23 protein-coding genes are annotated in these 25749 nt (G+C 50.3%); 14 read left to right on the top strand and 9 right to left on the bottom strand.

Annotated elements, in window-relative coordinates; translation table 11 throughout:
• Nucleotides 1–172: 172 nt before the first annotated feature.
• Together MPET_RS05480 and fhcD are read left to right on the top strand one after the other, a co-directional pair.
• Nucleotides 173–763, top strand: a complete 591-nt coding sequence (locus MPET_RS05480; protein WP_013329015.1) for a 5-formyltetrahydrofolate cyclo-ligase — start codon at nt 173–175, stop codon at nt 761–763.
• Nucleotides 764–768: 5 nt separating this feature from the next.
• On the top strand, nt 769–1677 hold the full coding sequence (gene fhcD, locus MPET_RS05475; protein ID WP_013329014.1) for a formylmethanofuran--tetrahydromethanopterin N-formyltransferase: 909 nt from the start codon (nt 769–771) through the stop codon (nt 1675–1677).
• 164 nt (nt 1678–1841) lie between these two features.
• On the opposite strand, the gene MPET_RS05470 is transcribed toward fhcD, so the two are convergent.
• The 6 genes from MPET_RS05470 to rsgA form a co-directional block, all read right to left on the bottom strand.
• Entirely contained in the window at nt 1842–2192 is a 351-nt protein-coding gene (locus MPET_RS05470; protein ID WP_013329013.1) for a hypothetical protein, read from the bottom strand.
• Nucleotides 2193–2273: 81 nt separating this feature from the next.
• Nucleotides 2274–2711, bottom strand: coding sequence for a GtrA family protein (locus MPET_RS05465; RefSeq protein ID WP_013329012.1), 438 nt, complete (start codon nt 2709–2711; stop codon nt 2274–2276).
• A gap of 19 nt (nt 2712–2730) precedes the next feature.
• Entirely contained in the window at nt 2731–4821 is a 2091-nt protein-coding gene (locus MPET_RS05460; RefSeq protein WP_013329011.1) for a glycosyltransferase family 39 protein, read from the bottom strand.
• A 266-nt stretch (nt 4822–5087) separates the two neighbouring features.
• Nucleotides 5088–6467 carry an MFS transporter gene (locus MPET_RS05455; RefSeq protein WP_013329009.1) on the bottom strand — a complete coding sequence of 460 codons (1380 nt, stop codon included), beginning with the start codon at nt 6465–6467 and terminating at the stop codon, nt 5088–5090.
• A gap of 87 nt (nt 6468–6554) precedes the next feature.
• A complete protein-coding gene (locus tag MPET_RS05450) occupies nt 6555–7376 on the bottom strand; it encodes an EFR1 family ferrodoxin (protein WP_013329008.1) in 822 nt (273 codons plus the stop codon).
• 92 nt (nt 7377–7468) lie between these two features.
• Nucleotides 7469–8563: a ribosome small subunit-dependent GTPase A gene (gene rsgA / locus MPET_RS05445; protein WP_013329007.1), complete on the bottom strand. Its 1095-nt coding sequence runs from the start codon at nt 8561–8563 to the stop codon at nt 7469–7471.
• A gap of 141 nt (nt 8564–8704) precedes the next feature.
• Between rsgA and MPET_RS05440 the strand changes: the two genes are divergently transcribed.
• From MPET_RS05440 to MPET_RS05430, 3 genes are all read left to right on the top strand, one after another.
• A complete protein-coding gene (locus MPET_RS05440; protein WP_013329006.1) occupies nt 8705–9994 on the top strand; it encodes a condensation domain-containing protein in 1290 nt (429 codons plus the stop codon).
• 48 nt (nt 9995–10042) lie between these two features.
• Nucleotides 10043–10519: a HEAT repeat domain-containing protein gene (locus MPET_RS05435; RefSeq protein ID WP_013329005.1), complete on the top strand. Its 477-nt coding sequence runs from the start codon at nt 10043–10045 to the stop codon at nt 10517–10519.
• Between the two features lie 111 nt (nt 10520–10630).
• Complete coding sequence (locus MPET_RS05430; RefSeq protein ID WP_013329004.1) at nt 10631–12109, top strand: sensor histidine kinase; 1479 nt, start codon at nt 10631–10633, stop codon at nt 12107–12109.
• Nucleotides 12110–12198: 89 nt separating this feature from the next.
• Here the strand turns inward: MPET_RS05430 and surE are convergent, their stop codons facing one another.
• The gene (gene surE / locus MPET_RS05425; protein ID WP_013329003.1) at nt 12199–12981 is read right to left on the bottom strand and encodes a 5'/3'-nucleotidase SurE; all 783 of its coding nucleotides are present in this window, start codon (nt 12979–12981) and stop codon (nt 12199–12201) included.
• Between the two features lie 183 nt (nt 12982–13164).
• Between surE and MPET_RS05420 the strand changes: the two genes are divergently transcribed.
• The 7 genes from MPET_RS05420 (at nt 13165) to MPET_RS05390 (ending at nt 21446) form a co-directional block, all read left to right on the top strand.
• Nucleotides 13165–14388 (top strand): CARDB domain-containing protein, encoded by a 1224-nt coding sequence (locus tag MPET_RS05420; protein ID WP_048130672.1) that lies wholly within the window; start codon nt 13165–13167, stop codon nt 14386–14388.
• 160 nt (nt 14389–14548) lie between these two features.
• Nucleotides 14549–15778 carry an agmatine deiminase family protein gene (locus MPET_RS05415; protein WP_013329001.1) on the top strand — a complete coding sequence of 410 codons (1230 nt, stop codon included), beginning with the start codon at nt 14549–14551 and terminating at the stop codon, nt 15776–15778.
• A 143-nt stretch (nt 15779–15921) separates the two neighbouring features.
• Nucleotides 15922–17592, top strand: a complete 1671-nt coding sequence (locus MPET_RS05410; protein WP_013329000.1) for a bifunctional metallophosphatase/5'-nucleotidase — start codon at nt 15922–15924, stop codon at nt 17590–17592.
• A 95-nt stretch (nt 17593–17687) separates the two neighbouring features.
• Complete coding sequence (locus MPET_RS05405) at nt 17688–19346, top strand: bifunctional metallophosphatase/5'-nucleotidase (protein WP_013328999.1); 1659 nt, start codon at nt 17688–17690, stop codon at nt 19344–19346.
• Between the two features lie 60 nt (nt 19347–19406).
• Entirely contained in the window at nt 19407–20312 is a 906-nt protein-coding gene (locus MPET_RS05400) for an ATP-grasp domain-containing protein (protein ID WP_013328998.1), read from the top strand.
• Nucleotides 20305–21240, top strand: a complete 936-nt coding sequence (locus MPET_RS05395; RefSeq protein ID WP_013328997.1) for a hydantoinase/oxoprolinase family protein — start codon at nt 20305–20307, stop codon at nt 21238–21240. The genes MPET_RS05400 and MPET_RS05395 overlap by 8 nt, the downstream gene beginning before the upstream one ends.
• 5 nt (nt 21241–21245) lie before the next feature.
• A complete protein-coding gene (locus MPET_RS05390) occupies nt 21246–21446 on the top strand; it encodes a hypothetical protein (protein WP_013328996.1) in 201 nt (66 codons plus the stop codon).
• Nucleotides 21447–21873: 427 nt separating this feature from the next.
• Here the strand turns inward: MPET_RS05390 and MPET_RS05385 are convergent, their stop codons facing one another.
• Nucleotides 21874–22083, bottom strand: coding sequence for a TOBE domain-containing protein (locus MPET_RS05385; RefSeq protein WP_013328995.1), 210 nt, complete (start codon nt 22081–22083; stop codon nt 21874–21876).
• Nucleotides 22084–22149: 66 nt separating this feature from the next.
• Nucleotides 22150–22683 carry a hypothetical protein gene (locus MPET_RS05380; protein WP_013328994.1) on the bottom strand — a complete coding sequence of 178 codons (534 nt, stop codon included), beginning with the start codon at nt 22681–22683 and terminating at the stop codon, nt 22150–22152.
• 124 nt (nt 22684–22807) lie between these two features.
• Between MPET_RS05380 and MPET_RS05375 the strand changes: the two genes are divergently transcribed.
• Entirely contained in the window at nt 22808–24367 is a 1560-nt protein-coding gene (locus MPET_RS05375; RefSeq protein WP_013328993.1) for a molybdopterin oxidoreductase family protein, read from the top strand.
• Nucleotides 24368–24369: 2 nt separating this feature from the next.
• On the top strand, nt 24370–25614 hold the full coding sequence (locus tag MPET_RS05370; protein WP_013328992.1) for a Coenzyme F420 hydrogenase/dehydrogenase, beta subunit C-terminal domain: 1245 nt from the start codon (nt 24370–24372) through the stop codon (nt 25612–25614).
• Nucleotides 25615–25749 lie beyond the last annotated feature (135 nt).

Genomic DNA, 25749 nt, shown 5'->3' with positions numbered 1-25749 from the left:
AGTATATTCTTCTATTCTCTCGTTTTTGGCATGGGTACACGATTTGAGATCTTTGTACCTGAAAGATTATTCCGGTTTGTAAGTACCTGAATCTCCGCATATTGTTTCTTATTCGGTTACGGTGATTTTCCCGAACTATAACCATAAATACATTTACCGGGAAATAATGCGTATGTCTCAGGATTCTAACCTACGTGAAGAGAAGAACAAAATCCGCGATATTATGAGAAACAGGCGTGATTCGCTTACTCCTGAGGAGAAAAAAACAAAAGGCGAAGCCATCTGCAAACACTTTTTCACACTTATCAACCCGGGCCAGACGGTTATGGGTTTTTCATCAAAGGATATTGAAGTCAATACGGCTCCCATCCTGCAGAGGCTTCTCGATGAGGGATATGATCTGGTTGTTCCTATCATTGTAAAGGAGGATTACAGCCTCAGGCTTTCGTATTTAAGGGATCTTTCGCATCTTGTTCCCAGCACATTCAATGTTCCCGAACCTATCGGAAACGAGATCCCTGTTCCCGAAGGTGCAGTGGATGTTGTAATGCTGCCGATGCTTGGTTTCGACAGGCGTGGCGGAAGGCTCGGATATGGATCGGGCTACTATGACAGGTTCCTTGAGAAAAATCCTGATGTAATTAAAATTGCACTTGCATTTGCCTGCCAGGAGGCGGATGAACTGCCGCTTGAGGATAATGATGTGATGATGGATTACATTGTAACTGAAGACGATGTAATCAAAACCGGAAAACAGGAGTGATACCGATGCAGATAAACGGCACTGAAATTGTCGATACATATGCAGAGGCATTTCCGATCTGGCTCTCAAGAGTAATAATAACGGCCGATACACATGAGCTTGCAATGGTTGCAGCGACGGAGGCCACCGGCTTTGCAACCTCGACTATCATGTGCCCGTGCGAAGCGGGAATCGAGAGATATTACTCCCCGGAAGAGACACCGGACAAGCGTCCCGGAGTATCGATATTCATCTGCACTGCCAGAAAGAGCATGAAAGAGAATGTCGCTGCAAGAATATCCCAGTGCGTTCTTACGGCTGCAACCGCATCTGCATTCGACGGATTTCCTGATGCGGCGGGCACAAGATTCCACATTAAGATGCACTATTTCGGTGACTCGTACGAGAGCCGCTGCACTGTCGGGGGCAGAAAATGCTGGAAGATTCCTGTGATGGAAGGAGATTATACCGGGGAAGAGTCCTTTGGTGCGGTCAAAGGGATTGCAGGCGGAAATTTCCTTATCATGGGTAAGAATAAGGAGTCCGCACTCTCAGCTGCACAGGCGGCAATCGAGGCAATCAGGAATAGGGAGGGAATTATAACAGGATTTCCCGGCGGGATTGTTGCAAGCGGGTCAAAGGTTGCAAGTAAGAATTACAGGTTCCCTATGTCTGCAAGCACAAACCACAGGCTCTGCCCGACACTTAAAGGTAAGATCGAAGATTCCCTCGTCCCCGAAGGTGTGAATTCAATCTATGAGATTGTCATAAACGGAACCGATACAGGCGTTATTGAAGCTGCCATGAGAGATGGAATACTTGCAGCGACGGAAAAAGAGGGTATCATGTATATCGGTGCCGGAAATTATGACGGGAAACTCGGCTCAAATAATTTCCATCTTCATGAAATCCTTAAAAACGTTAATAAAACATAGGTTTAAAGGACTCTTTCATGTAAATTACAATGTGATTTTCATGTAAATTCAGTATAATTTTTTCCGGATTTATCCCTGAAATTCTGATAAACTCCGAGTAGAATTATTATTTATTCCGTGTCTGTAGAAAACCCGGCAAAAAAATTAGTCTCAAAGAATCTAATCTACCAGATCCTTTTATGGGCCGGTTCGTCAGGCTGTTCGAGGATCGCGTATCCGGTTTCAAACTCCCATTCAGTCTCCCCGAGGAACTGGTCAACCCTCTGGCGTCTTTCTGCCCACTCGCTCTCTTCCGCATGCTCAATCATCTCGATCTCGACCGCCGCCTGGCTCTTGGCGCTTTCGACCTTCTCGAACCATTCCTCGATCTTCCGGCATCTGTCCAAAGAGCATGTCTTCATCCTTGTCCTGATATCCTTCTCCATTCCTTTGATGTCTTTCATGCGTTTCTTTGCCTGATCGACAAATTCTTTCTGGGCAGGTGTAAGTTTCCTGGCCCCTTCTGCGACTGCCATTCTTAATCCTCCTGTTTTGCGATGGCGGGAAATCTGGCATAATGGTATTTATAATTTTTTGAGGGGGCAGTGAGTCGGGTTTCAGGAATCCTTAAACGTGATCCTGCTCTGTCCTGTGAAATTCCAGAAGAACGCGATTATTATCGCGATGACCTTTCCCGTCAGGTAGCTCAGGCTGAAGATCTCGACCGACACCCAGATTATACAAAGGGTAAGGAGAAGACTGCTTATGGAGATTGCGGCAAACAGAAGGAACTGGCTTAAATATTTCCTGCTGCTGTCCCGGAACGTGAGGTGCTTGTTGAGCCAGTAGCTCAGTACAGTCCCGCAGCAGTATGAAACCGCAGCCGACTCAAGATACCATACTCCGAGTTCGTCGGTGAGAAGGTATAAAATACCAATGTCGGCGAGGGAAGAGACTATTCCGATGAAAAAGAATACTATGATCTTTTCGCCGAATATGAATTGAGGGGGGGGAATCTTCTCTTCTATTTTCCCCAATATAGTTTTCAGCTGCATAATTTGCTTATTTTGGATTTTATTGTGCACTATTGTTGTATTCGTAGAGGGTGTACGACGACCACTCTCCTGTGCTGCCGCTCCATTCCGACGAAGGAACTTCGGTGCAGTAATCGCGTATCCACGAGTATATTTCGCTGTTCCCTGAGGAAGAACCGCGGCCGGATGATGAATCGGTTACCAGGAAATATTTTATCCGGCCTTCATCGACGTACTCCTCAAGCTCCTCAACGGAAAGGATCTGGTCGCTCCCGGAATATCCTCCCAGTGCCATCACCGGATACCCGGTCTCCAGTATCAGTTCCGCCCCGCCCGAGTTGCTGCTCGGCACGGCCACAAGGAAGGTCTCGCTGTTATTATGAGATATCAGGTATTGGGCGAGCCCGGAGAGACTTTCTCCTGAGCCGGCCGAATTCTTCCCTCCGTCCAGGAGATCCGGGCCCGCGGTCGGCAGTCTCGAACCCGAACCGGACAGCATGGGGGTGCATGCCCATGCGAACGGAGCGACGAATAAAATTGCGATCGCGGTGAAGACGACCGCTTTTTGCAGATGCCCGCTTTTGCTCTTCCGGATGTTGATATAGACAAGGGAAGCGGTGAGCAGGACTATCGCAGCGATAAACGCCGGGATGAACGCTCCCACCCACTCTTCGTTGTATAGAAGGAAGACCGCCTGGAGCAGACCGGCGATGGCGATCGCCGCAACAAGCAGCCAGCTCTTCGGTCCGTCCGTGAAGAATGCCCTGTAAAGTCCGAATGCACCGATTCCTGCCAGGGCCGCAAGCGGAGGGGCGATGGTCGCAAGGTAGTATACGTGCCAGTGCCCTGTTGTAAAACTGAAGTAGAGCATCCCCGGCAGGAGCCACAGGAGAAGTGCCGCAAGCAGGATTCCCCGTTCGCTGAAGTATCCTGATTCTTCAAGCCCTTTTCCTGAGATCTCCGCAGGCCGTTTGAAAAAGGCGAGAAGCCCGATCAGGGCGAATGCAAGAAGCCAGGCGATCTGGCCCGAAAGTTCACTGCCGAAGAGACGGAATATGCCCGGAGATCCGGTGTCGTCCATACTTCCGCTTCCTGTGTGTGTCGATCCGCCCGATGACCCTGCGGATGAAGACCGGGTCGAGGATGTTTTACTCTGGTTCAATAATCCGGAACTATGTGAAGATCTGTTACCTGAAGTGTGATTACTAAGATCGCTTTGCTCACTATTATCACTGGTTAAAGCGCCTGAGGATGATGTGATTTCACTAATTGTATCGGAGATTGCAGCTTCTCCCTGCAGGGAAGGGGCTGAACCGGTGCCGGAACCGGAGCTGCTCTCAAGGCGGTCTATACCGTTGTGGCCGGTGATTAGTCCCCATACTGTATTGTCCCCGCTTCCCCCGATGTATGGACGCTCGTCGGCGGGGATTGAGTCCATTGCCACGGTCCAGGAGAAAGAAACGACAAGTAAGACGACAACCGCGAGAAAAATGTGAGAGACCCTTTTTATTGCAGGCTTATCCATTGTAGCCAATATATACGCAGCGAGAATTGCGGGAACGACGATCAGGGCCTGGATCATCTTGATATTGAAACCTATGCCTACCAGGATCATCGCAAGCAGGAGGTAAGGGAGTGACTGTTTCCGTGCGGCGTAGAGACCTGTCCAGAAAGCAAGCAGGAGTACCAGGATCAAAAGACCGTCGATCGTTCCGTTACGCGAAACTGCAACGAATATTGGAGTTACTGCAAGGGCGAATGCCGAGACGAGTCCTGCCTGCTTCCCGAACGGTCTTGAGACGATGAGATATACGAGTGCGACCGATCCCACCCCTGCAAGCGCCTGGGGAAGAACGAGAGCCCACCCGCTGAAACCTAAGAGGGCTGCACTCGCAGCCTGGACCCATAATCCTACCGGGGGCTTGTCCACGGTAACGAATCCGGCCGCATCAAACGAATTAAAAAACATTACACCGGGATTTTCCAGCATGCTCCTAACTGCCGCCGCGTAATACTCGTTCGTGATCCCCTGGCTCCATATGTTCCATATGTTGAGAATTCCGGAGAGAACAAGGATGGCGGCAAGCAGGATCTCGTTCCTGTATGCGGATATGAAATCTTTTCCGGTCATGAAAAATTTCCACCGCTGGTGACGGCAGAAATCTGCCCACAATAGTAATAACTTTTTAACATATTGTTAATGAATATTTACCATTTGTATGTATTAAAGTACTTGTCTGACCTCTGGATCATACGATTTGGAGCTAATACCAGTATTTTTTTGGTAATCTCTTTTGTGAGGCAGAAATGTAAAAAAAGGTGCCCGATATGTGAATACGCGGTAAAATGTTTGATCGGGGTGTGTTTCGGGACGCACCGGCTCTCCATGCATTGCGCCTATTCGTCTCTCCTCAGTTTTCCTCTAACCATTGAAAAGAAAACGCCGACGATACACAGGATCGTGAAGAGGGCGAAGGCGGCATGCATTCCCGAAATGAACCGGGCGTGGTTATCGATCGTGATCACTACCCTGCCGATGAAGAAGGCGAGGATCATGGTGGCCATTCCCATGGAGAGCATCTGGCCGATTAGCCGCATGGTTCCCTGCGTACCCGAGGCGATTCCGTAATACTTCTTCTCAACCGAGGTCATTATCGCGTTCAGGTTGGGGGAGGAGAACAGCCCGAAGCCGAGGCCCAGTACGGCAAGCACCGCCGCGAAAAGAACGAACGGAGTGCTGTCGGAGATGAACACCAGCAGGAACAGGCCGAATGCGTTTAGGGCCATACCGGTCGATGCGATAATCCCCGGTTCTATGCGGTCGGAGAGTTTTCCCGCGAACGGAGATATTGCCGCCTGTGTTATCGGCTGGATTATAAGAACCAGCCCCGCATATTCAGGCGAAAGCCCTCTTATGTACTGGAGATAGAGGCTCATGAAGAAGGTCACGGCGAACGTTGCACTGTAATTGATCAGTGCGGCGAGATTGGAGAATGCGAACACCCTGTTTTCGATGAACAGTTTCATCTCGAGCACAGGGCTCTTCTCGTGAATCTCCCACCATACGAAGGCGGCCAGAAGGACGGCACCGGCGATTGCGATTATGTAGCCTGCCGCATCCGGGAGGAGGGAGAGCCCGTACATCACCCCGACAAGTGAAAAGCCGTAGAGCAGCGAGCCGGCAAGATCGAAGTGCTCTCCTCTCGCGTCCGCCCATTCCTCCTTCATCATCAGGTGGATCATGGCGAGGGTCAGGAGTCCGAGCGGGACGTTGATGAGGAATATCGATCTCCACCCGAGATACCCGGTGAGCAGTCCGCCGAGGAAAGGTCCGGCCGCGAGGCCCAGATATACGGACGTGATGTATATGCCGAGCGATTTCCCCCTCTCCGCCGGAGGCACCGCCGAGGTGAGAATAGCGACTGCGGTTCCGAATATCATCGCCGAACCGATTCCCTGTATTACGCGGAGGGCTATGATCATCTCCGGCGATACCGAAAAGATCATCAGGAACGAAGCGATTGTGAAGACCGAAAGCCCGATCTTAAAGACCTTCTTTCTCCCGACGATGTCCGCGATCCTACCCGTGGGAACAAGGAAGGCGGCGGATGCCAGCAGGTAGGCGGTCGCAACCCAGCTCAGGGTGATTGCGTCCATCGAGAATTCGGTTCCGATCGTCGGAAGTGCGATGTTCACCGCCGAAGAATCGAAGGGCGTAAGGAATCCGGCCAGGACCGCGATGAAGAGTGCGACCCTGCCTGTGAACCGGCTTTTCATGATTCTAAAGATCTGTGCGGTATTTGTGGAAATTAAGGTGTTGGTTTAATTCACTGCCGTGGCTCTAAAAAAGATCTGAAAAAATGTTCAAAGATAGATTCTGCTCTTCTTTTTGTTCATCTCATCGACGGATATATTCTCGATATTAAGCTTGTATTCCCAGCTGCCTTTCATATCATTGATCTTCAGGGCGTCTTCCGGGCATTTCGAAACACATGCAAGGCAGGCCGTGCACTTCTCCGGGTCGGCCTCCCCGGTCTCTGCATCCATTGCACCTGAAGGGCAGGATTCTTCGCATATTCCGCACAGGGAGCATTCGGCACCCTCTCTTGTCGGGAGTTGGGTCAGAATTTTGAACCTGAATTTTTCAATTTCGTCCAGGAACTCTTCGGTATACTCCGTCTTTTCAAGGTCCTGCAGGATTCCATTATCTTCTCCGGTAAACCTGCGGTACGTTCGTTCGGCATACTCTTCCGCCACCTCGCAATCCGACCCGTTCGGCCTGTCTTCCATCGCCTTCCATCCGCCGAGATTGAAGGTGTGCCGTGCAAGAAATTCGGCAGACGAAACGACGGTGAAACCCTGTTTTTCCAGTATCTGCTGTGTGGAGTAGTGGGCCGGATGAATGATGAAACCCCCGTAAGTGAAAAACATCGAGCATTTCATATTTCTGCCGTCCAGCGTGTACAGCCATTCCCTGGCCTCCCGCGGGGCACGCCACGAGTATACCGGAAATCCAAATATTACGGCATCATAGGGTGACAGGTCGATCTCGTTTTGTCTTGTATTATACGGGGTGATATCTTTTCTCTCCGCATCCGCCCCGAGTTCTCTCAGTTTTTTGGTAATTACATCTGCGATCTTTTCCGTGTTGCCTGTTGCCGAGTAATAAAGTGTCAGAATTTTCATCGATCTTCCTCCTGGTATCTGTCAGCGTTTTCTTTAGGTCTCATTACATTTTACAAAGTGAAAAAATGAATCGTCTTCAGGGCTGTAGGTTTTTACCTTTTTTTCAGTTCGCCGATATCCCGTGCCGCCTTGCTGATCCCCTTCCATCTTTTCCGCTCAAGTCTTGCAGAGCCGATCTCCGCCTTTTCCTGCTGGAATTCAAGCTCCCTTGAGAGCCTTAGATAGTTGTCGAGACGCTCCTGCGGGAGAACGCCGTCTTCAACCGCCTTGCGGACCGCACAGCCCGGTTCGTTCTCGTGCCTGCAATCGGAAAACCTGCACCCTGCTGCAAGTTCGATGATGTCGTGGAATGCCTCGCTCATCCCCGAGCCCGAAGTGCCCGGCCCGACCTCTCTCAGTCCCGGGTTGTCGATGACAAGCGCTCCGTTGTCGAGAATGAATAGTTGCCTGACGGTGGTTTTGTGGCGTCCTTTCCCGTCGGATTCACGATTACCCCCTGTGGCCTGAACCTCTTTTTTCAGGAGGGCGTTTATCAGCGTGGATTTGCCGACTCCCGAAGAACCGATGAGGGCGACGGTTGTGCCGGGCGAGAGGAACTGTTCGAGTTGTGATAGTCCGGATTGCATGAGGGCGCTGATCGCTATTACCGGCACCCCGGATGCCGACAGGGAAAGCGAATCGATAACCGAGTCCGGGTCTTCCGAAAGGTCTGCCTTGTTGATGAGAATAACAGGCTTCGCACCGGAAGAATGGACGATGGCGAGATATCTCTCTATTCGCCGGGAGTTGAAGTCGGGTCCGATTGCAGTTACTATAAAGACCGTATCGATATTTGCGGCGATCACTTGGTCGCTCCCGTCCTTTCCGGGAACTCCGCGGCTAAACACCGTCTTCCGGGGCAGGATATCCACTATGGTATATGTGCCTGCCTCCGGCACCGGGAGAAGGACTACGAAATCGCCGACCGCCGGAAACTTTCCGATCCTGTGAAGAGCCCCGGAAGCTCCCGCCTGCACAGACCCCCGGCAGGTTATCACGTCGAAAACCGTCTTGTGCCGGCTCGATACTCTTCCCGGAACATAGGACCCGCCGTATTTTTCAAATGCCGAAGCAAGCGAATCGTCCCACCCCAGGTCTTCCAATTTATATTTCTGCGGCCGAATCTTCTCTCCTGAATCCGAATTCATATGAACCATCTCTCTGTAATTATCGGCTCCGCGGGATTAAAAAATACAATGTGCCGGAGACGAAGTGGCCGCGTTCCTGTTTTTCAGTTCCCGTCAGCTATCTTCTAATAACCCCGGAAACAATCTCTATATAGTGAATTCATGAGTCCCGAAAGAGCCCCTGCCCCGCCTTTTGACATATTCAATATATACTTCGACAAGATCTACGACCCGACGATGCACCTATGCTTCAGTCTCGACGGCCGGATCGACGAGGAGAGATTCAGATCCGCCTTCATACTCGTCCTTGAATCAGATCCTTATCTTTCGTCTCGTTACACGGAGGAGAACGGTGTCGCGTACTGGGAGAGGATTCCGCGGGAAAAATACGAAAAGGCGTTCGCTATTCATACGGTGGACGGGGGAGACCTGGCGCCCCCTGATGTTCCCCCGGGATTCGTGGATGTATATTCCGGCCCTCCTGCCGCTGCAGCGATATTCCGGGCGGAAGGAAAAGGCGACGTCGTCACCGTAAGCATCCACCACGGGTGCAGCGATGTCCACGGGCTTATCGATCTTGCATCGTTACTCTTTACGGTCTACCGGAAGCTCGGCGAAGACCCTGCTTATGTACCTGAATTCAGGGGCTGGTACGACAGGGATGCGAATAAGATCCTCGATAAGTTTTCTGAAGACGAGATTAAGAAAGAGGCCGGAAGAGATAAGAGAATTGTCGACCGGTGGGTGTTTCCGTTCGATTACACGGGACGCGGAACTCCGCGGTATGCGTTCAGGATCTTTCCGGAAGAAAGGCTCCCGGCGGTGAAGGAGTTTGGAAAGAGATATGGTGCGACTGTAAACGATGTCCTGATCGCGGCATACATCCTTGCTCTCATCGAACTCAGGGACGATCCGTCCGACCTGGATAATTTGAGGGGCGTTCTTTCGTCTGCCGATATGAGGCGGCATCTCCGGCGAACATGGGAGTATTCGGTCGAAAATCTCTCGATCGCGGAGATGATTGAGATCGTGGCAGTGGAAGGTGAAGAACTGGGAGATGCCGTGCGAAAGGTCGCGGAGATAACGAAGGGGAGGAAGGCCGGGGCGTTCGGTGCATTTGATATAATGTTCTACGAAGATCTCTATGACAGCGGATTAGGTGCCGTAAGGAACTTTTTTAACGAGATCCTCTCAGGTTATGATACGACGACACTCAAGAATCCTGTCTTTTCCAACATCGGAGTAATCGACGACGGGAGGTTTGATCCCGGTTCAGTCATGAATATAGAATATGCATTGTTCCTCCCCGTAATCTGCTGGCCGCCCGGTTTTCTCCTGTGTGCGTCCACGTGGAAGGGATCGCTTTCGATCCAGTGCGGGTACGAGGAGGGACCGTATTCTGCCGGGACCATAGACAAATTCCTCGACATTATCGACAGGCTTCTCCCCTGAACTCCCGATCTTACAATTATATCTCCTGTTCTCACCAAGTATTTTCCAATGTGCAAAAGCGAGAGAATCGGTCTCCTGATCGAGGGACTTTACGGGCCGGACAAGGCTGAGAGGGCAAAATGCATTGAGGAGCTTGTCGAATGCGGGAAGACCGCCGTCATACCGCTGATAAATCTTCTCGACGATGATTCGTGGGTTATCAGGTACAGGGCGGCGGAGGCCCTCGGCCTAATCGGTGATGAGCGTGCGCTGAGCGCACTTACCGGATCGCTTCATGACGAAAAGGACCATGTCCGTTACATGGCGGCAAAAGGCCTCGGGATGTTCGGTCAGAAGGAGTCGTCGATCTCTCTTCTCCCCCTTCTCAGGGACAAAAACGAATATGTCCGGAGGATAACCGCTGTGTCGCTAGGCAATATCGGAGTGTCGTCAAGCGCAAAGGCAGCCCTTGAAACTGCTGTGAAGATCGAAAAAGACTCTTCAGCGCTTGATGCGATGAAACAGGCACTGGAAAAAATTTCATAGAATCCATCCCTTTTTACCGGATTAATCTCTTTTTGGATCCGTTTTGAAATATTGATGCCTTAATTACCAGAAAAGATTTATAATTGTTTTCTCTATGAACCTTTGGGGCACATGATGCAGGTACTGGTTGTAGACAATGAAAACCCGATTCTTGATATAAATAAAGCAGATCTTGAAAATAATCCCGGTTTCTCTATTGATGCCGTAAAATCGGCCCATGATGCACTGGAACGGATGAAAAGCTCCAGGTATGATGTCGTAATCTTCAATTACCAGATTCCTGAGACAGACGGACCTGATTTTTTAAAGACAGTTCGCAACGGCGGATTCGAGATGCCCCTCATTATATTCACCGGAAGAAGCAGCGGGGATATCGTCCGGGGTACCCTTAATGAGAGAGCCGATCTCTTTCCCGGGACAGACGGAGACCCTGGGGCCCGGCTTGCGATGTTTACAGGACTGATTCGCCATGTTTTAAAGATGAAGATGATAGAAAAAGAATTACCGGAAGTCAGCCGGCAGTTCCGAAACGTCACTGAATTCCTTCCTGACGCAACGTTCGTTATCGATAGTGGAGGGAGAACAATCGTCTCAAACAGTGAAATGGAGAAGATGACCGGAATTCCAGGGCAACAGATGCTTGGAAAAGATCACTCTCTTTATTCAGAGGCTATTTACGGCGAAAAAAGACCTATGCTTGTCGATCTGATCGATAGCATGGATGATTGCGCCGTGTTCGGTTACAAAAATATACAAAGCGATGAAGGGACAATCAGTGGCGAGGTTCACCTCCCGCTTATATACGGCGGTAAAGGAGGACATTTTTGGGGGAAGGCTTCACTGCTTTATGGTGCAGATGGAAATGTCACGGGAGCTATCGAATCCATTCGTGACGTTACCGAACTACGGGAATACGAAAGATGCCTGTATGAGGCCCTTGAAGAGAAAAATATAATTATCCGGGAGGTTCATCACAGGGTCAGGAACAACCTCCAGATCATATCGGCCCTGGTTCAGCTCCAGCAATCATGCTCCTGCGATGAAAATCTTAAATCCGAACTGGAAAAACTGAATAACCGCATATTTACGATGGCAGCTGCCTATGAAATGCTCCTGGAAAACAAGGACGCAAATTATTGCCGGATCAATGTCAAAAATCTGGTAAACACTCTCATACCGGCTTTATCCATTCCACACCCCGCTCCTTACAGGTTATCCTTTGATCTGAATATATTCGATGAATACTTTGATCTGGATACATCAGTTTCAGTCGGTCTTATACTGAATGAATTGCTTTCCTGTATGCTCATGCACTCAACCCGTACCGCAAAGGATGTCACGATTCGAATCTCAATGGAAAGGGATGGAGAAGGAATGGTTAAATTAACTGCTTCTTCCGGAGACCTGGAACTTTCCGGTGATTTTGAGATCTCCTGTTCAAACGAGCTGGGAGCCAGGTTTTTATCATTAATCGTGGAAAAGAATCTCAAAGGCGATATCGGGATGACCCGGGGTCCGGGTATAACCGTTATCATCAGGTTTGCCTACAGCAGATCTGATTCTGCTGCTTCGAAGGCCATACAGGGTTAGGTTTCCGGTTAATGCATAGAGAATATTAATACAGGGGCCGGACCTGCGGATGCACAAAAAGTTGTTAAGCTTTTTCGGGATCAGGGTTTTTATGTCCTTAGCAGTTTTTTCAGCGACTCCATTCCTTTAAAAGCAGTTGAATCAAGAGTGATCGGTGTGACCGAAACCCTGCCATTTGCAACAGCGTTTACATCAGTTCCATCTTCAGCCTCGTCGTAGAGAGGCCCGTTGATCCAGTAATAAGGCTTCCCACGCGGGTCGAGGCGTTTCTCGACACCAGTCTCGAAGAGCTTCTCTGCAAGCCTTGTAATCTCTATTCCGGCGGTAACTTTTTTCGGGATATTTACATTGATAAGATCCATGTTCTCCGGGAAACCGCCTTCAAAGACATTTCCGCAAATATTCCGGACCATCTCTTTTGACTCGTCGAAACTGCTGTCGAAGTAGAACGGATCGTCGAATTTATCTGCCTGGTCCTCTACCTGGAGCGAGAATGCAACTGCAGGGAAACCGTGGTTTGCGGCTTCGAGCGCAGCTCCTACCGTGCCCGAGGTCATAATGGATTCGAACGAGAGGTTTTCGCCTATGTTTATGCCCGAAACGACAAGGTCCGGCTTTATTCCAAGCGCATATATTCCAATTATCACCGAATCGGTCGGTTTTCCCCCGACGGAATATGCTTCTACTCCGTTTATCCTGATCTTCGTCGCCCTGATCGGCTCGAAGATGGATATCGAGCGGCCGACGGCGCTCTGCTGCGTGGAGGGAGCCACGACCGTGACATCGGCGATTGAGGTGAGTGCATCATATGCGGCCCACAGGCCGGCGGATGTTACTCCGTCGTCGTTTGTAAGCAGGACTTTGGGTTTCATTTTAGTTTAACTTAGGTTCTGTTAGAATAAAAGTGGATTGATAGGCCACGACTTACTCATACAGCTTAAGAATCCGGTTTTGGGAAAGGTTATATGCAGACCCGATAAATATTTCTTAATTTCGGAGGATTGTTGATGTTAAAACTGAATAAAAAATTTTCATTCGCTTTAATTATTTTTTTAATGGTTTTTGTTATCCCGTGCATATCCGCTGCAGAAACCGTCCAGTATTCCCAGTCAGGGCAGAATATGTCATCAGACCGGTTTGTAGTGAGTGATTTTACAATAACATCCGAAAGACCCGAGATATATCCAGGCGACACTCTCGAAATGTCCTATGTAATTACATCGGAAGGATTTTACGACAGGCTGATCAGTCTTCCGAAAGGCCTTTACTTTACAGCACTTGATCCCGACGGCAATCTTGTAGAGGCGGGAAAGGCGTATACCGGCCAGTTCATCTCTCCCGGTGATTCGATTATAATGAAGGCAAGACTGACGGTTGACAAACCCGGAACCTGGAGGATCTGGCCTTCATACACTATCCAGAACAAAAACGGCATAGTCCAGTATAATCCTGAAGAATGGGCTGCTGCCGACATATACGTAGAAGAGGAAGACATACCCCTCGCGGATCTCACGATTATAGAGGCGGGAACGGCAGGGACCGGTGAGAACGGAGACGGCCTGAGATTTTATTACATTGTTAAAAACACCGGACCCCTTGATGCAAATACTACGGTGAGCGGAATACTGCTCAACGATGAGGATATGGGCATCGGGAATCCTGTCGGAATCCTCCCTGCAGGCGAATCGCAGAAGGTCTTCTTTACGCTCTCTAATGTCTCGAAAGGCGATAAGATAACTATCGTTCTTGATGCGGCAGAGACCGAGGACGAACTTGACGAGGAGAATAACGACTGGTCGTTTGCTGTCAATCTCAAGAACGATGTCTCCAAGACATCCGACGCTGCGGATTCCTCTGCTGTAGTTTCCGAAGAACCTGACCAGAGTTCGAACCAGACGAGCAGTGTCGTCTACTATCCTGCCACGACTGCGGTGTGCTGCGATGTCACGGCCCAGTTCATTATTCTCGGTATAATTGCAGTTCTTATGAGCGTGTTCTCTTTCGCACTCGGCTATTATTACTGCCAGTCGAAGAAGTGCGAGAACGAACTCGGGTGGATGTACGCGAAGATCAAGAGGCTGGAAGCCGGGGAGACTATCGATCACAGCTACATAAAGGCTGATGAGGTTCTGCCTGACGAGGATATCGCTGAGGCGGAAGTGGTCCTGAAAGGGAAATCAGGAAAGGAAGATTCAGGCGATAAGGAGAAACCTGAGGAAGAAAAGACCGAAGAATCCGTTGACGTGGGAACCGGCGATAAGGAAGATAAGAAGGAATAGATAGTTTTTTCACTATCTTTTCTGACAAAAACCTAAATTTTTTCAATAAGGAATCATAAAGAAGCCCTTTTTTTATATTCGTCTGTTTTATTCTAATATTGACGCCGGATTTGATCTCGTTTTTTTATGTGATTCCCTTTCCGGTTACGGAGAGATTTAGATGAATACGAACAATAATATCAGATGGCGCTTCCCGGGGGAGTTCGAAGAACAGGAGGCCGTATGGATCGGCTGGCTCTCCAAAGAATACGTGATAGGATATTATACGGACGATGTCTTCGTTCAGATTGTCGGAGAGCTTGTGCGGAGGATAAAAACGGTTATCTGCGTCCCCGACGATGCCCGGAAGCTGCGTGTGCAGAATATCCTGAAGGAGAACGATATCCCTTCGGAAAATATCTCTTATTACGTTCAGCCGTTTACGATGCTCTACTGGAGGGACTTCGGCCCGATCTTTGTCGTGAATGATGAGGGCGGGAAGAGAATCATCGATTTCGGGTTCAACTGCTGGGGGTATTTCCCGGAATGTGACACCCAGTCGAGGATGATGGAAAGGATCGACAGGGACGTTGCGGAATATCTCGGCCTTGAAAGCGTGATGACGAGGCTCATCGGCGAAGGAGGGGATCGTGAGTTCAACGGCAAAGGCACCCTGCTAGTAACCGAGGCCTGCGAGTTCCAGAGGAATCCCAATCTCGCCCGCGAAGAGTTCGAAAAGGAGTTCGAGCGCCTGTTCGGGGTTACAAACGTGATCTGGCTGAAGCAGGGAACGGTCGAAGACGACAGGTATGACGAGTCGGCTCTTCCCGGACCGGACGGGAAGGGCATAGCGTTCAGGAGCGCCTCTGCGAACAATCACATGGACGAGTACTGCCGGTTCGTATCGGCCGACACTATTATTCTTGCCGAAGTTACCGAAGAAGAGGCCTTGATCGATCCCGTTGCAGCGGAGAACAGGAGGCGGATGGAGGTTAATTATGAAATCCTCAAAAACTCCGTCGACCAGGACGGAAACCCGTTCAATATCGTTCGGATGCCTGTTCCTGATATGCTTTATTTCACTGCAACGCCTGAAGACGAGGCGTACAACAGTATTGCCGATTCATATTGCTCCCGCGACGGAACGGTATTTCCCGTTGGAGAGCCGGTGAAGATCGTTCCTGCACAGAGCTACTGCAATTTCCTGATAACAAACGGTCTTGTTCTCGGGCAGAAATATTACACGGGGGGCGTGGGTATGCCCGAATCCCTTAAAGAGAAGGATATGAAGGCGGAAGAGATCCTGAGATCGCTCTTCCCGGAGAGGGACGTCGTTATGGTGAATACGATCGCGATCAACTTCGGCGGAGGCGGAATCCACTGTTCGACACAGCAGGAGCCAAAGGCCTGATAATACTTTTTTAAAGTGTTCTGCCTGATTGCCGCCTGTTTAATTAAAAAAGTTTATGGAACAAAGGTTTCATGGATTGTTTCATGTAAATCACAACGTGATTTTCTTGTAAAATAAGGGATAATTTAAATCAGGTAATTGTCATGAAAGAGTCCTCCGGTTTAAAATCTGTTACTGTAATTGGTCTGCTGCTTGTTGTCATTCTGCTCATATTTTCAGTATTTGTTTTGGAAAACGCATTCAGTGGTAGTGATGAGGGGAATGCAGAAGATATCGCAGGGTATTCCGGCAATCTGAGAGTACTTACAACCCCGGATATTCACAGTCATCTGTTTTCCATGAGCGAAAATGACACGGGAACAAGGATCGGGCGTATAGGTGCCCTCGCCGAAACTCTCGGGGAAAAGAACGAAGACACTATCTATCTCTTCGCGGGCGATCTCGGCGAAGGAGGGTTTTATCATATGTACTCCGGGGTTCCGGAAGCTGGGGCCTATTCGATGGCCGGGATTGACGCCGCTGTTTTGGGGAATCATGCGTTCGATTTCAATAATTCTCTTCTTAAGGTATGGGCTACGAATGCATCATTTCCGATACTGTGCGCGAATATCGATTTCAGCGATGACGTGCTGAATGAAACGGTGAAGGATTACGTAATTCTTGATTCCGGTGATGCAAAGATTGGTGTGTTCGGGATTCTGCTCCCCCAGCTTGGAGAGTTCGTCGAAATTCCGGGTGGAGTGGTGATCTATGAAAACACGACGGCCATTGCAGAATCCGTTGTGAAGGAGCTTGAAGACCAGGATGTCGATGTGATTATTGCACTCACCCACCAGTATGAGGATGAGGACGTCGAACTTGCAGAGTCCGTTTCAGGAATCGACCTGATAATCGGCGGCCACGATCATCTTGTATGGAACAGGACCGTGACTGCCCCTGACGGCAGCAGTACGCTGATAGTCCATGCAGGCAAATACGGTGAAGAGACCGATTCCGTCGATCTGGTATTCGAGAACGGTGAGGTGACCGGTACATCGATAGAACGGTATCAAATAACGGAGGATATGCCGGTCGACCCGGAGATTACATCGTTTATAATGCCTTATTACGAGAATTATACTTCCAGCCTTTCGGAGCCTATCGGAAAAACTCTCGTACCTCTGGATGCTACGTATGAAACTATAAGAACAAACGAGTCAAATGCCGGTGATCTTATCACGGATGCAATACGCACGAATGTGCCCGGTGTCGATATTGCACTTATCAACTCGGGTTCCATACGCGGAGACTGCATTATTCCCGCAGGAGAGATGTCATACCTTACGCTCGAGACCCTTCTCCCCTTCGAGAACATGATCGTGACTGTTCAGATGACCGGGGACGAGGTTAAGGATACTCTTGAACGCTCGGCGTCGGCGATTGTTTTTCCCGGGGAAGAGGAAGGCAATGTGCATAAATTATCTTCCGGCGGATTTTTGCAGGTTTCGGGCGTCAGGTTTGATATTAATTCAAGCGGGGAGTCTTTTACTGCCGATTTTAATAATGATACGATAATCTCGAAGGGAGACCGTATCGAGAATCTGACTGTCGTAACCACGGACGGGATTGCCCCCATAGATCCGGATGCCGTATACACAGTCGCCGTAAATGATTACCTGGCCGGCGGCGGCAATGGGTACACGAATATCAGGGCGATCTCCGATGACAAAAAAGTGAATACCGAGATCAATGTAATCGGTCTTCTTGCAAGCGATATCGAAGAAAATTCTCCGATCTCTCCTGAGTGCGACGGAAGGATTCGGGTTTTGGGATAATTTCTGGCTCTGCAGAAATCCTGCCACTTTTTTTATTGCCGGGTCAAATCGTCATGTTAATCAAATCAGACGGCAATCTTCATTTTCGAGATAATATGCAGAAATCTTCCGGCCTGAAATCCGTATTTTTCTTTACTTTCATACTGGTAATAGTAGCAGTTTTCCTCTCGTCATTCGTTTTGGGTGTCGCGTTCGACGGGAATATCGGTTCATCGGGATCGGGTTATTCGGGGGGTTTACGGGTGCTCACGACTCCGGATATACATTCCCATCTATTCCCGATGAACGATAACGATACGGGAACAAGGATCGGCAGGATTGCCGCACTTGCCGATACTCTCGGGGAAGAAAACGACGATACCCTGTATCTGTTTGCAGGAGATCTCGGCGAGGGAGGGTTCTACAATATGTACTCCGGCGTCCCGGAGGCGAAGGCATACTCTATGGCAGGAATCGATGCGACGGTTCTCGGGAATCATGCATTCGACTTCCCTGTTTCAGTTCTGAACCAATGGGTTACGAATGCGTCGTATCCCATACTCTGCGCCAACATGGATTTCACTGATACGGAGCTGAACGGGAGTATAAAAGATTACGTGATTCTCGATGTCGCAGGTGCGAAGGTCGGGGTTTTCGGGATCATTACGCCCCAGCTCGGAAAAGTGACCGAAATACCTGACGGCGTGATCCTGTATGAAAACATCTCCTCGATCGCGGAATCGGTGATTGATGATCTTGAAGAGCAGGGCGTCGATGTGATTATCGCCCTCACCCACCAGTACGGCGACGAGGATATCGAACTTGCGGAGTCAGTGGCGGGAATTGATCTGATAATCGGCGGCCACGATCACCTTGTCTGGAACGAGACGGTCATCGCTCCTGACGGGAATAAGACCCTGATTGTCCATGCGGGAAAGTACGGCGAGGAGACCGATTCCGTCGATCTCACGTTCAGCAATGGAAAAATCGCCGGAACATCGATCGGCCGGTACGAAATAACCGAAGAACTGCCTGACGATCAGGAGATAACTTCGTTTGTAATGCCTTATTATGTAAATTATACCGCCGGTCTCTCGGGGCCGATCGGTGAAACCCTTGTCCCTCTCGATGCTACGGAGAACATAAAGGCCGGCGAGATGAATATCGGCGATCTTGTTGCGGATATAATGAGGAAAGATGTTCCAGGTGTGGATATTGCGTTTATCAATTCCGGTTCATTCCGCGGGGACTGCATAGTCCCTGCAGGGAATATATCGTATCTTACTTTGGAGACGCTTCTCCCGTTCGAGGATATCGTCATAAAGATCAGGATGACCGGGCAGGAGATTAAGGATACCCTTGAAAGGTCTGCATCGGCGCTTGTTGCCGCCGGTGATGAGAGTGATAGTGAAAGCAGGGTCCCGTCGGGGGGATTTTTGCAGTTATCGGGAGTAAGATTTGATCTCAATATGAGCGGCGAGCCTTTTTCCGCAGATTTTGATACGGGAACCGTGCTTTACGCAGGAAACAGGATCGAAAATCTCACGGTCGTGACTGAATCCGGGATGGTGCCGGTCGATCCTGCTGCGTTCTATGTCGTTGCCGTAAACGACTATATTGCAGACGGGGGCGACGGTTATTCGAATCTTGAGGCTATTCCCGGAGACATGAAAACGAATACCGGGATCTACCTGGTCAACCTTCTTGCGACCGATATCGAAGAGAATTCTCCGATCTCCCCGGGGACCGACGGAAGGATCAGGATTCTGCGATAAAAAAAATCTCTCCTTTTATTATCTGTATTACAGTCGCAATCGTCACGCTCATGTGTGTTAATGATCAATCCTAAAGGAATGAAGGCGCTCATTGCCGAATATACCGTATTCAACGATCCCGGCCTTGCACCGGAGGGAAGAGCGATGCTTAGGGTGCTCAGCGAGAGTTTCGAAAGCTGCGGGTATGAAGTCCTGTCTCCCGAGAAGGGGGACTTTGCAGAGGAGATCGGGCGTCTGGCTCCCGAATGTGATGTGGGGCTTGTAATCGCACCGGACGACATACTCTGGCGGTTCACGAAGATCGTTGAGGACAATACGAGAAATATCGGGTGCGGCAGCCTGAATATTGCGCTCTGCTCGAACAAGCGCCGGACGGGCGAAGTGCTTTCTTCGCAGGGAATCGCGGTTCCGAAAGAGATAGACGAAGGTGTCAGGCTCATTAAAAGGATCAACGGTGTCGACGGGCAGAATATGCGGCTGGCGGACGAAGAACCCGGAAAGGGTGAGTTCGGGCAGGAGTTCATCGAAGGCGACAATATCAGCGTAAGTCTCGTCGGCGGGCGTGTCACCGGGGACACCTGCCTCTCGTACTCCGGAAAGGGGCCGGTCGTCCTCTCGGTCAACAGGCAGTATATAGAAAGGGATGGGAACAGGTTCTTTTATAGGGGCGGGGAGACACCCGTCGATCACCCGCGGAAAGACGAGATCATAGAAACCGCGATTAAGTCCCTGAATGTCCTCGGGTGCCAGGGCTACACGGGCGTCGATGTTATAGTGGCCGACGATATATATGTCGTTGACGTGAACCCCCGGCCGACAACGAGCCTTGTCGGGATCTGTGCGGTCATGGAGGAAGAGATTGCCGAAATTCTCGTGGAGTCATCTAAAGGCAATGTACCCGGTTCAGTTCACCTGAACGGCCGGGTCTCGTTCGATACTAAAGGTGTGGTGAAGAGACTTGAGTGACATTATTGGAATAGACGTGGGCGGCGCCAACCTGAAGGTTTTCGAGGATAATACAGTCACGATTCATTACTGTCCTATGTGGCAGGAGGCCCCGATTACGGAGATCCTCGAACCTTATTCGGGAAAGAAGGCGGCCGTGGTTATGAGCGGCGAGCTTGCCGATGGTTTTGCGAACAAAAAAGAAGGCATAAAATTTATTGTCGAATCCGTGAAGAGAGCGATTCCCTGTTCGCTCTTCTACGGGACCGACGGTGGTTTCCACGATGGTCCTACTTCCATCCTTGCTGCTGCAAACTGGCTGGCATCTGCGGATTTCCTCAGGGAGAGATACCCGGATCAGGTTCTTGTCGATCTCGGGAGCACGACGACCGACATAATTCCGCTCAACTCATTCGGGGCCCTGAAGGGGATGAGAGATCTCGACCGCCTGAGGAAGGGCTATCTCGTGTATACCGGAACCCTGCGGTCGACGGTCCCCTCGCTCCTGAGATCGGTGTCCGTCAACGGCTACGACACTCTTGTGAGCAGCGAATATTTCGCCCAGAGTGCGGACGTTCATCTCGTCCTCGGCAATATTGATGAAGCCGACTATACTGTACCAACCCCGGACGTTGCTGCGACATCCTACGAAGCGTCGCTCCAGAGGCTTTCGCGGGTTGTATGCTCGGATCTCGAGGAGATTGGCGAGTCAGGCGCCCTTGAGATCGCAAAGGCGTTTTACATGGAGCAGATGAATCTCATAAAAGAGCAGGTTGAAAGAGTAATGGATGAGACCGGGTCATCGGGAATAATCGCAGCCGGGATCGGCTCTCATATCATATCCAAATTATTCGACTGCATCGATCTCTCCTGCGAGCCGGGGATATATCCCGATGCCCTCCCTGCGCAGGCCGTATGCGAGGTGGCTAAACGAACCGGTATATTCTGAGCCTGGTGCTCCTCGTAGGCTCCCTCGCAATCTCGGCAGTCTTCTTCATGGCCGGACTGCCGTTCTTCTTCATGTTCCTGTTCATACCGTTAATACCGCTCTTCGGCCGGCAGAGAAAGGCCAAAAAGTGTCCGCTGTGCGGGTGGACAACCTACGGCGACGAGATATACTGCCCGTATGACGGAACAGCACTTGAAGAGGAATAAAATCAGGCATAACTATTTTTGGCAACCCCTTGCCACCAGCCGCTTCGCAGGCTGGCGGACCGGCCCCGACCTCGGGGCCTCTCTATCATGATAGGCCGCTCAGGGGATAGACGAGTATCCCCCTCGCGGCGGGACGCGGTAGATTCATGGCGTGTACGGAACGAAATATGCCAAAAAAAGTTCATGTAAAAAAACTAAATTCAACAGCCCAGGGGACCCTTGCCGGTCCCCGAGCGTGCTATGAGAGGATTATCTTAAGGCAAGGCCCCTGGGAAGGGGCCGTCCGGCGGCCCGTCCGCCGGTGCCGGGGTTGCCTAAGTAATATCATAATTTAAGCGACGATGTATGCTGTTCCGAATTATATGCCAACATGAAACAGCGAAGAGTTTAAAATTACAAGAGCCGTAAGATCAAAAAAAGTTTGGATTTAGTCGACGCCGAGAATGACGTTGCTTGCTTTGATTATAGCATAGGCTTCCTTTCCGACTTTAAGCCCGAGGTTGTCGACGGACTCTTTTGTGATCATGGAGACCACCTGTGCTCCGCCCGGAAGCTCGATTACTACTTCAGCTGCAACCTGTCCAATCTCGATCTCTTTTACTTTGCCCTTTAAGGCATTTCTTGCACTGTATTTCATTTTCGATACCTCGTTTGCATATACTCTGTCATCTGATAAATATTTTGAGTTAAAAAAAGATCCTTGTCAGCGGCGTCTTTGTAACATATAAAGCAGAATATTGTTCCTTTCAGAGCCTTCCTGCTTCATTACCGCCTCGGAGATGTTGAGCAGGGACGGGGGGAAGAGAACCTCGTGAAATTCGATAGACGGGATCTCGCCCGGATTGAAATCCGAAAGGCTCCTGATCGTCGACGGATTTACGATAATATTCATCTTCCGGAGAATCTTCGAGATATGGTTCGCGGGATGGAGCCTCAGGTTCAGGAGACAGAAATCTATAAGTGGAGCCCCCATCCTGATGTCACTATAAAATGGCGAGTCGGCATATACGAGTCTCCCGCATTCTTTGCACCTAAACCGCCTGACATTTACCGTGATGTTCCGCCTGTTGCCACCCTCAGTGATCGTTGCGAATTTTTTCTTCTTCACATCATGTGCCCTGAGTTCTCCGTCGCAGAACGGGCATCCGTCCGCATCTTCAAACAGGAATCCCTCAAGGCTTAATATCCCGCTTATTATGATGTCCGCTATCATCGGAGGGATTGCAACTTTTTTCATATCCTGATTATGGATTGATCCTCATATATGATAAATTCCACCGGTATTGTGCATGTTTAGGTTTGCCAAACAAGGTTCTTAAATATATCAAAATCCAAAACTTCTGTGTTCTGAGGTATAGACTATGGAATTAAAATACGTACCTACAGTATGTCCATTCTGTGGAACAGGCTGTTCCTTCAGTCTCGTCGTCAAAGACGGCAAAGTTGTCGGATCCGCACCGTTCCACCGTTCACCCGTATGTGACGGAAAGACCTGCCAGAAAGGTCACTATGCATACGAGCTCGTGAACAGCGAAGCAAGAATCACGACCCCGATGATCAAAAAGGGCGACGAACTCGTCGAAGCATCATGGGACGAAGCACTCGCGGCAGTTGCAGACGGCCTTAAGGGCGTCTCCGGTGCGGATATCGCAGTTTTCGCATCTGCAAACGCAACAAACGAGGACATCTACGCTCTCAAGAAGCTTGCATCAGATGTATTCAAGACCGGGAACTTCACAAGCTGTGCAGCACTTGGCATCGACGCATCAGCAGGAACAATCAGGGGTATCGCGAAGGCCGACTGCATCGTCGCCGTCGGAAACATCTTCGAGTCGCACCCGCTGATTGCCCGCAGGATCGTAAACGCGAAGGACAAAGGAGCAAAGGTTATTGCAGTCGACTCCTTCAACAGCTCGATGGCAAAACTTGCAGACCAGTTCGTAAAGGCCGTACCCGGCGGAGAGATCGAGGCAATCAAGGAAGCAGCAGCATTTGTCGAAGGCAGCGCTGCATTAGTTCTCTACGCAGTCGGCGCAACAAAGAGCGAGGCAGCAGTCGCAGCAGCCGCAAAGGCTCTTGCAGACGAGAAGAAGGCAGCATTCTGTGCACTTCCCGCCCAGGCAAACGGCCGCGGAGCACTCGATATCGGTGTCGCACCTTTCGATGACGTATTCGGAAAGGAATACAAGGCCTGTTACGTAATGGGCGAGGATCTCGGACCCGTCGAAGGCGGATTCATAGTAGTCCAGGACTCGTTCCTGTCCGGAACCGCAAAGTCTGCAAACGTCGTTCTTCCCGCAGCAGTATATGCAGAAGTCGACGGAACCATGACCAACGCAGAGCGCCGCATCCAGCTCGTACGCAAGGCACAGGAGCCTGCCGAGGGCGTAAAGGCAAACTGGCAGATCGTCTCCGAAGTTGCAGGAAAGCTCGGCGGATCGATTGCATACGAATCTGCAGAAGCGATCTTCAACGAAATGTATGGCGACCTTTCATACGAAGCACTCCAGAAGGACGGATTCGTTAAAGAGGCAACAGCCGCAGTAGTCGCAGAAGGTGTTGCACCCGCAGCAGTCTCTGCAGGCGGCGACTATCCGTTCGCACTTGTAACAGGACCCTCGATCTGGCACGGCTACGGCGCAGCAGGCACACTCTCTGAGAACTGCCACTCGCTCGTTAAGGAAGTTCCCTCGATGTTCGTGAAGATCAACCCCGTCGACGCAAAGGCACTCGATGTCAAGAAGGGCGAGACGGTCACTGTCTCAAGCGAGAAGGGAAGCATCAAAGCGACGGTCAGGATCTCTAAGGATCTCGACGAGGGAGTAATCTTCGTCCCGACCATGAGCATGGGCGAAGAATGCATCTGCAAGATTGCAGGCGGAGAAAAGGCAGTAGCTGCAAAGATTGAGAAGGAGGCCTGAATATGGTAGCAAAAGGCGACATGCTCTGGGCATGGGCAAAAGATTCCGCTGCTCTCGAAAGAGGAGAGTGCGGTGGTGCAGTAACCGCTCTTCTGAAATACGCTCTTGAAAGCGGAGAAGTCGACGGTGTTCTCACGGTCGAGAAGGGTGTCGATCTATACGATGCAAAACCCGTGTTCATCACGAACCCCGAGGATATTGCGAAGGCGGCAGGATCGCTCCACTGCGGTACGCTCCTCATGCCTAAAATCATCAAGAAGTTCCTCAACGGTGCACGCGACATGAAGATCGCAGTAACCATGAAGGGCTGCGATGCAAAGGCATTCTACGAACTCGTCAAGAGGCAGCAGATCAATATCGACAACGTCCTCACCATCGGTCTCAACTGCGGAGGATCGGTAAGCCCGATCGAAGCACGCGTAATGATCGAGGAGAAGTTCGGCCTCAACCCCGACGACATCGTCAAGGAAGAGATCGACAAAGGTCAGTTCATCGTTGTCACGAAGGACGGCGAACACAAGGGAATCAAGATCGACGAACTTGAAGAGGAAGGATACGGACGCCGTGCAAACTGCCAGCGCTGCAAGACAAAGATCCCACGCCAGTGCGATCTTGCATGCGGTAACTGGGGAGTTATCGGCGACAAGGCCGGAAAGGCAACATTCGTCGAAGTCTGCTCGGACAAGGGTGCAGCCCTCGTTACAAAGGCGGAAGGCAAGGCAGTCGAGACAGCAAAGCCCGCAGGACCCGCACTGGATATCCGCGGAAAGGTAGAGGGCGCGATGTTCAAGCTCGGAGACAAGTGCCGCAAGGAACAGTTCGAAAAGCTCGGCGAAGGCAAAGAGCGTCTCAACTATATCATGGACCAGACCTCAAGGTGCATCAAGTGCTACCAGTGCATCGAGAACTGCCCGATCTGCTACTGTGTCGAGTGTTCTACCAAGAAGTCGCACCTTGTAGATCCCGGCGATGTCACTCCGCCATTCATGTTCCACTTAATCCGCTATTCGCATATTGCAGATTCCTGTGTAAACTGCGGCCAGTGCCAGGAACTCTGTGCAATGGACATACCAAATGCATTATTCATGCACGCACTTCAGCTCGAGATGCAGGATATGTTCGGATACGAACCCGGTGTCAACCTCGATCTCCCGATTCTCTCGCTTGTCGAGGAGCCGGCCGAGAGAAAGCGTCTCAGCGACACAGGCACAGATCAGATCTTCGACATCTTCGGTCAGAAAGAATAATCACGCAACACCTGTTTCAACTAACAGGTACAATATTTTTTAGCTCTTTTTCTCCAGTAATTTATCCAGTTAACCCGAATTTATCTCTACCCCTTATTGCCAGGCAATAATGATAAGCTATAAATTACATTTTGT

Source organism: Methanolacinia petrolearia DSM 11571 (assembly GCF_000147875.1).
In the GTDB taxonomy this organism is placed as follows: domain Archaea; phylum Halobacteriota; class Methanomicrobia; order Methanomicrobiales; family Methanomicrobiaceae; genus Methanolacinia; species Methanolacinia petrolearia.
Note: the sequence above shows the minus strand (reverse complement) of the source record. Positions and strands in the feature narration are given on the sequence as shown.

Excerpts from the sequence above, each read along its gene's own strand:
- rsgA (WP_013329007.1), bottom strand. The coding sequence starts at position 8,563 with ATGAATTCGGATTCAGGAGAGAAGATTCGGCCGCAGAAATATAAATTG.
- MPET_RS05385 (WP_013328995.1), bottom strand. The coding sequence starts at position 22,083 with ATGAAATACAGTGCAAGAAATGCCTTAAAGGGCAAAGTAAAAGAGATC.
- MPET_RS05400 (WP_013328998.1), top strand. The coding sequence starts at position 19,407 with ATGATCAATCCTAAAGGAATGAAGGCGCTCATTGCCGAATATACCGTA.
- MPET_RS05470 (WP_013329013.1), bottom strand. The coding sequence starts at position 2,192 with ATGGCAGTCGCAGAAGGGGCCAGGAAACTTACACCTGCCCAGAAAGAA.
- MPET_RS05430 (WP_013329004.1), top strand. The coding sequence starts at position 10,631 with ATGATGCAGGTACTGGTTGTAGACAATGAAAACCCGATTCTTGATATA.
- MPET_RS05420 (WP_048130672.1), top strand. The coding sequence starts at position 13,165 with ATGGTTTTTGTTATCCCGTGCATATCCGCTGCAGAAACCGTCCAGTAT.
- MPET_RS05410 (WP_013329000.1), top strand. The coding sequence starts at position 15,922 with ATGAAAGAGTCCTCCGGTTTAAAATCTGTTACTGTAATTGGTCTGCTG.
- MPET_RS05370 (WP_013328992.1), top strand. The coding sequence starts at position 24,370 with ATGGTAGCAAAAGGCGACATGCTCTGGGCATGGGCAAAAGATTCCGCT.
- MPET_RS05480 (WP_013329015.1), top strand. The coding sequence starts at position 173 with ATGTCTCAGGATTCTAACCTACGTGAAGAGAAGAACAAAATCCGCGAT.
- MPET_RS05435 (WP_013329005.1), top strand. The coding sequence starts at position 10,043 with ATGTGCAAAAGCGAGAGAATCGGTCTCCTGATCGAGGGACTTTACGGG.
- fhcD (WP_013329014.1), top strand. The coding sequence starts at position 769 with ATGCAGATAAACGGCACTGAAATTGTCGATACATATGCAGAGGCATTT.
- MPET_RS05455 (WP_013329009.1), bottom strand. The coding sequence starts at position 6,467 with ATGAAAAGCCGGTTCACAGGCAGGGTCGCACTCTTCATCGCGGTCCTG.
- MPET_RS05415 (WP_013329001.1), top strand. The coding sequence starts at position 14,549 with ATGAATACGAACAATAATATCAGATGGCGCTTCCCGGGGGAGTTCGAA.
- MPET_RS05380 (WP_013328994.1), bottom strand. The coding sequence starts at position 22,683 with ATGAAAAAAGTTGCAATCCCTCCGATGATAGCGGACATCATAATAAGC.
- MPET_RS05460 (WP_013329011.1), bottom strand. The coding sequence starts at position 4,821 with ATGACCGGAAAAGATTTCATATCCGCATACAGGAACGAGATCCTGCTT.
- MPET_RS05375 (WP_013328993.1), top strand. The coding sequence starts at position 22,808 with ATGGAATTAAAATACGTACCTACAGTATGTCCATTCTGTGGAACAGGC.
- MPET_RS05465 (WP_013329012.1), bottom strand. The coding sequence starts at position 2,711 with ATGCAGCTGAAAACTATATTGGGGAAAATAGAAGAGAAGATTCCCCCC.
- MPET_RS05440 (WP_013329006.1), top strand. The coding sequence starts at position 8,705 with ATGAGTCCCGAAAGAGCCCCTGCCCCGCCTTTTGACATATTCAATATA.
- MPET_RS05405 (WP_013328999.1), top strand. The coding sequence starts at position 17,688 with ATGCAGAAATCTTCCGGCCTGAAATCCGTATTTTTCTTTACTTTCATA.
- MPET_RS05450 (WP_013329008.1), bottom strand. The coding sequence starts at position 7,376 with ATGAAAATTCTGACACTTTATTACTCGGCAACAGGCAACACGGAAAAG.
- surE (WP_013329003.1), bottom strand. The coding sequence starts at position 12,981 with ATGAAACCCAAAGTCCTGCTTACAAACGACGACGGAGTAACATCCGCC.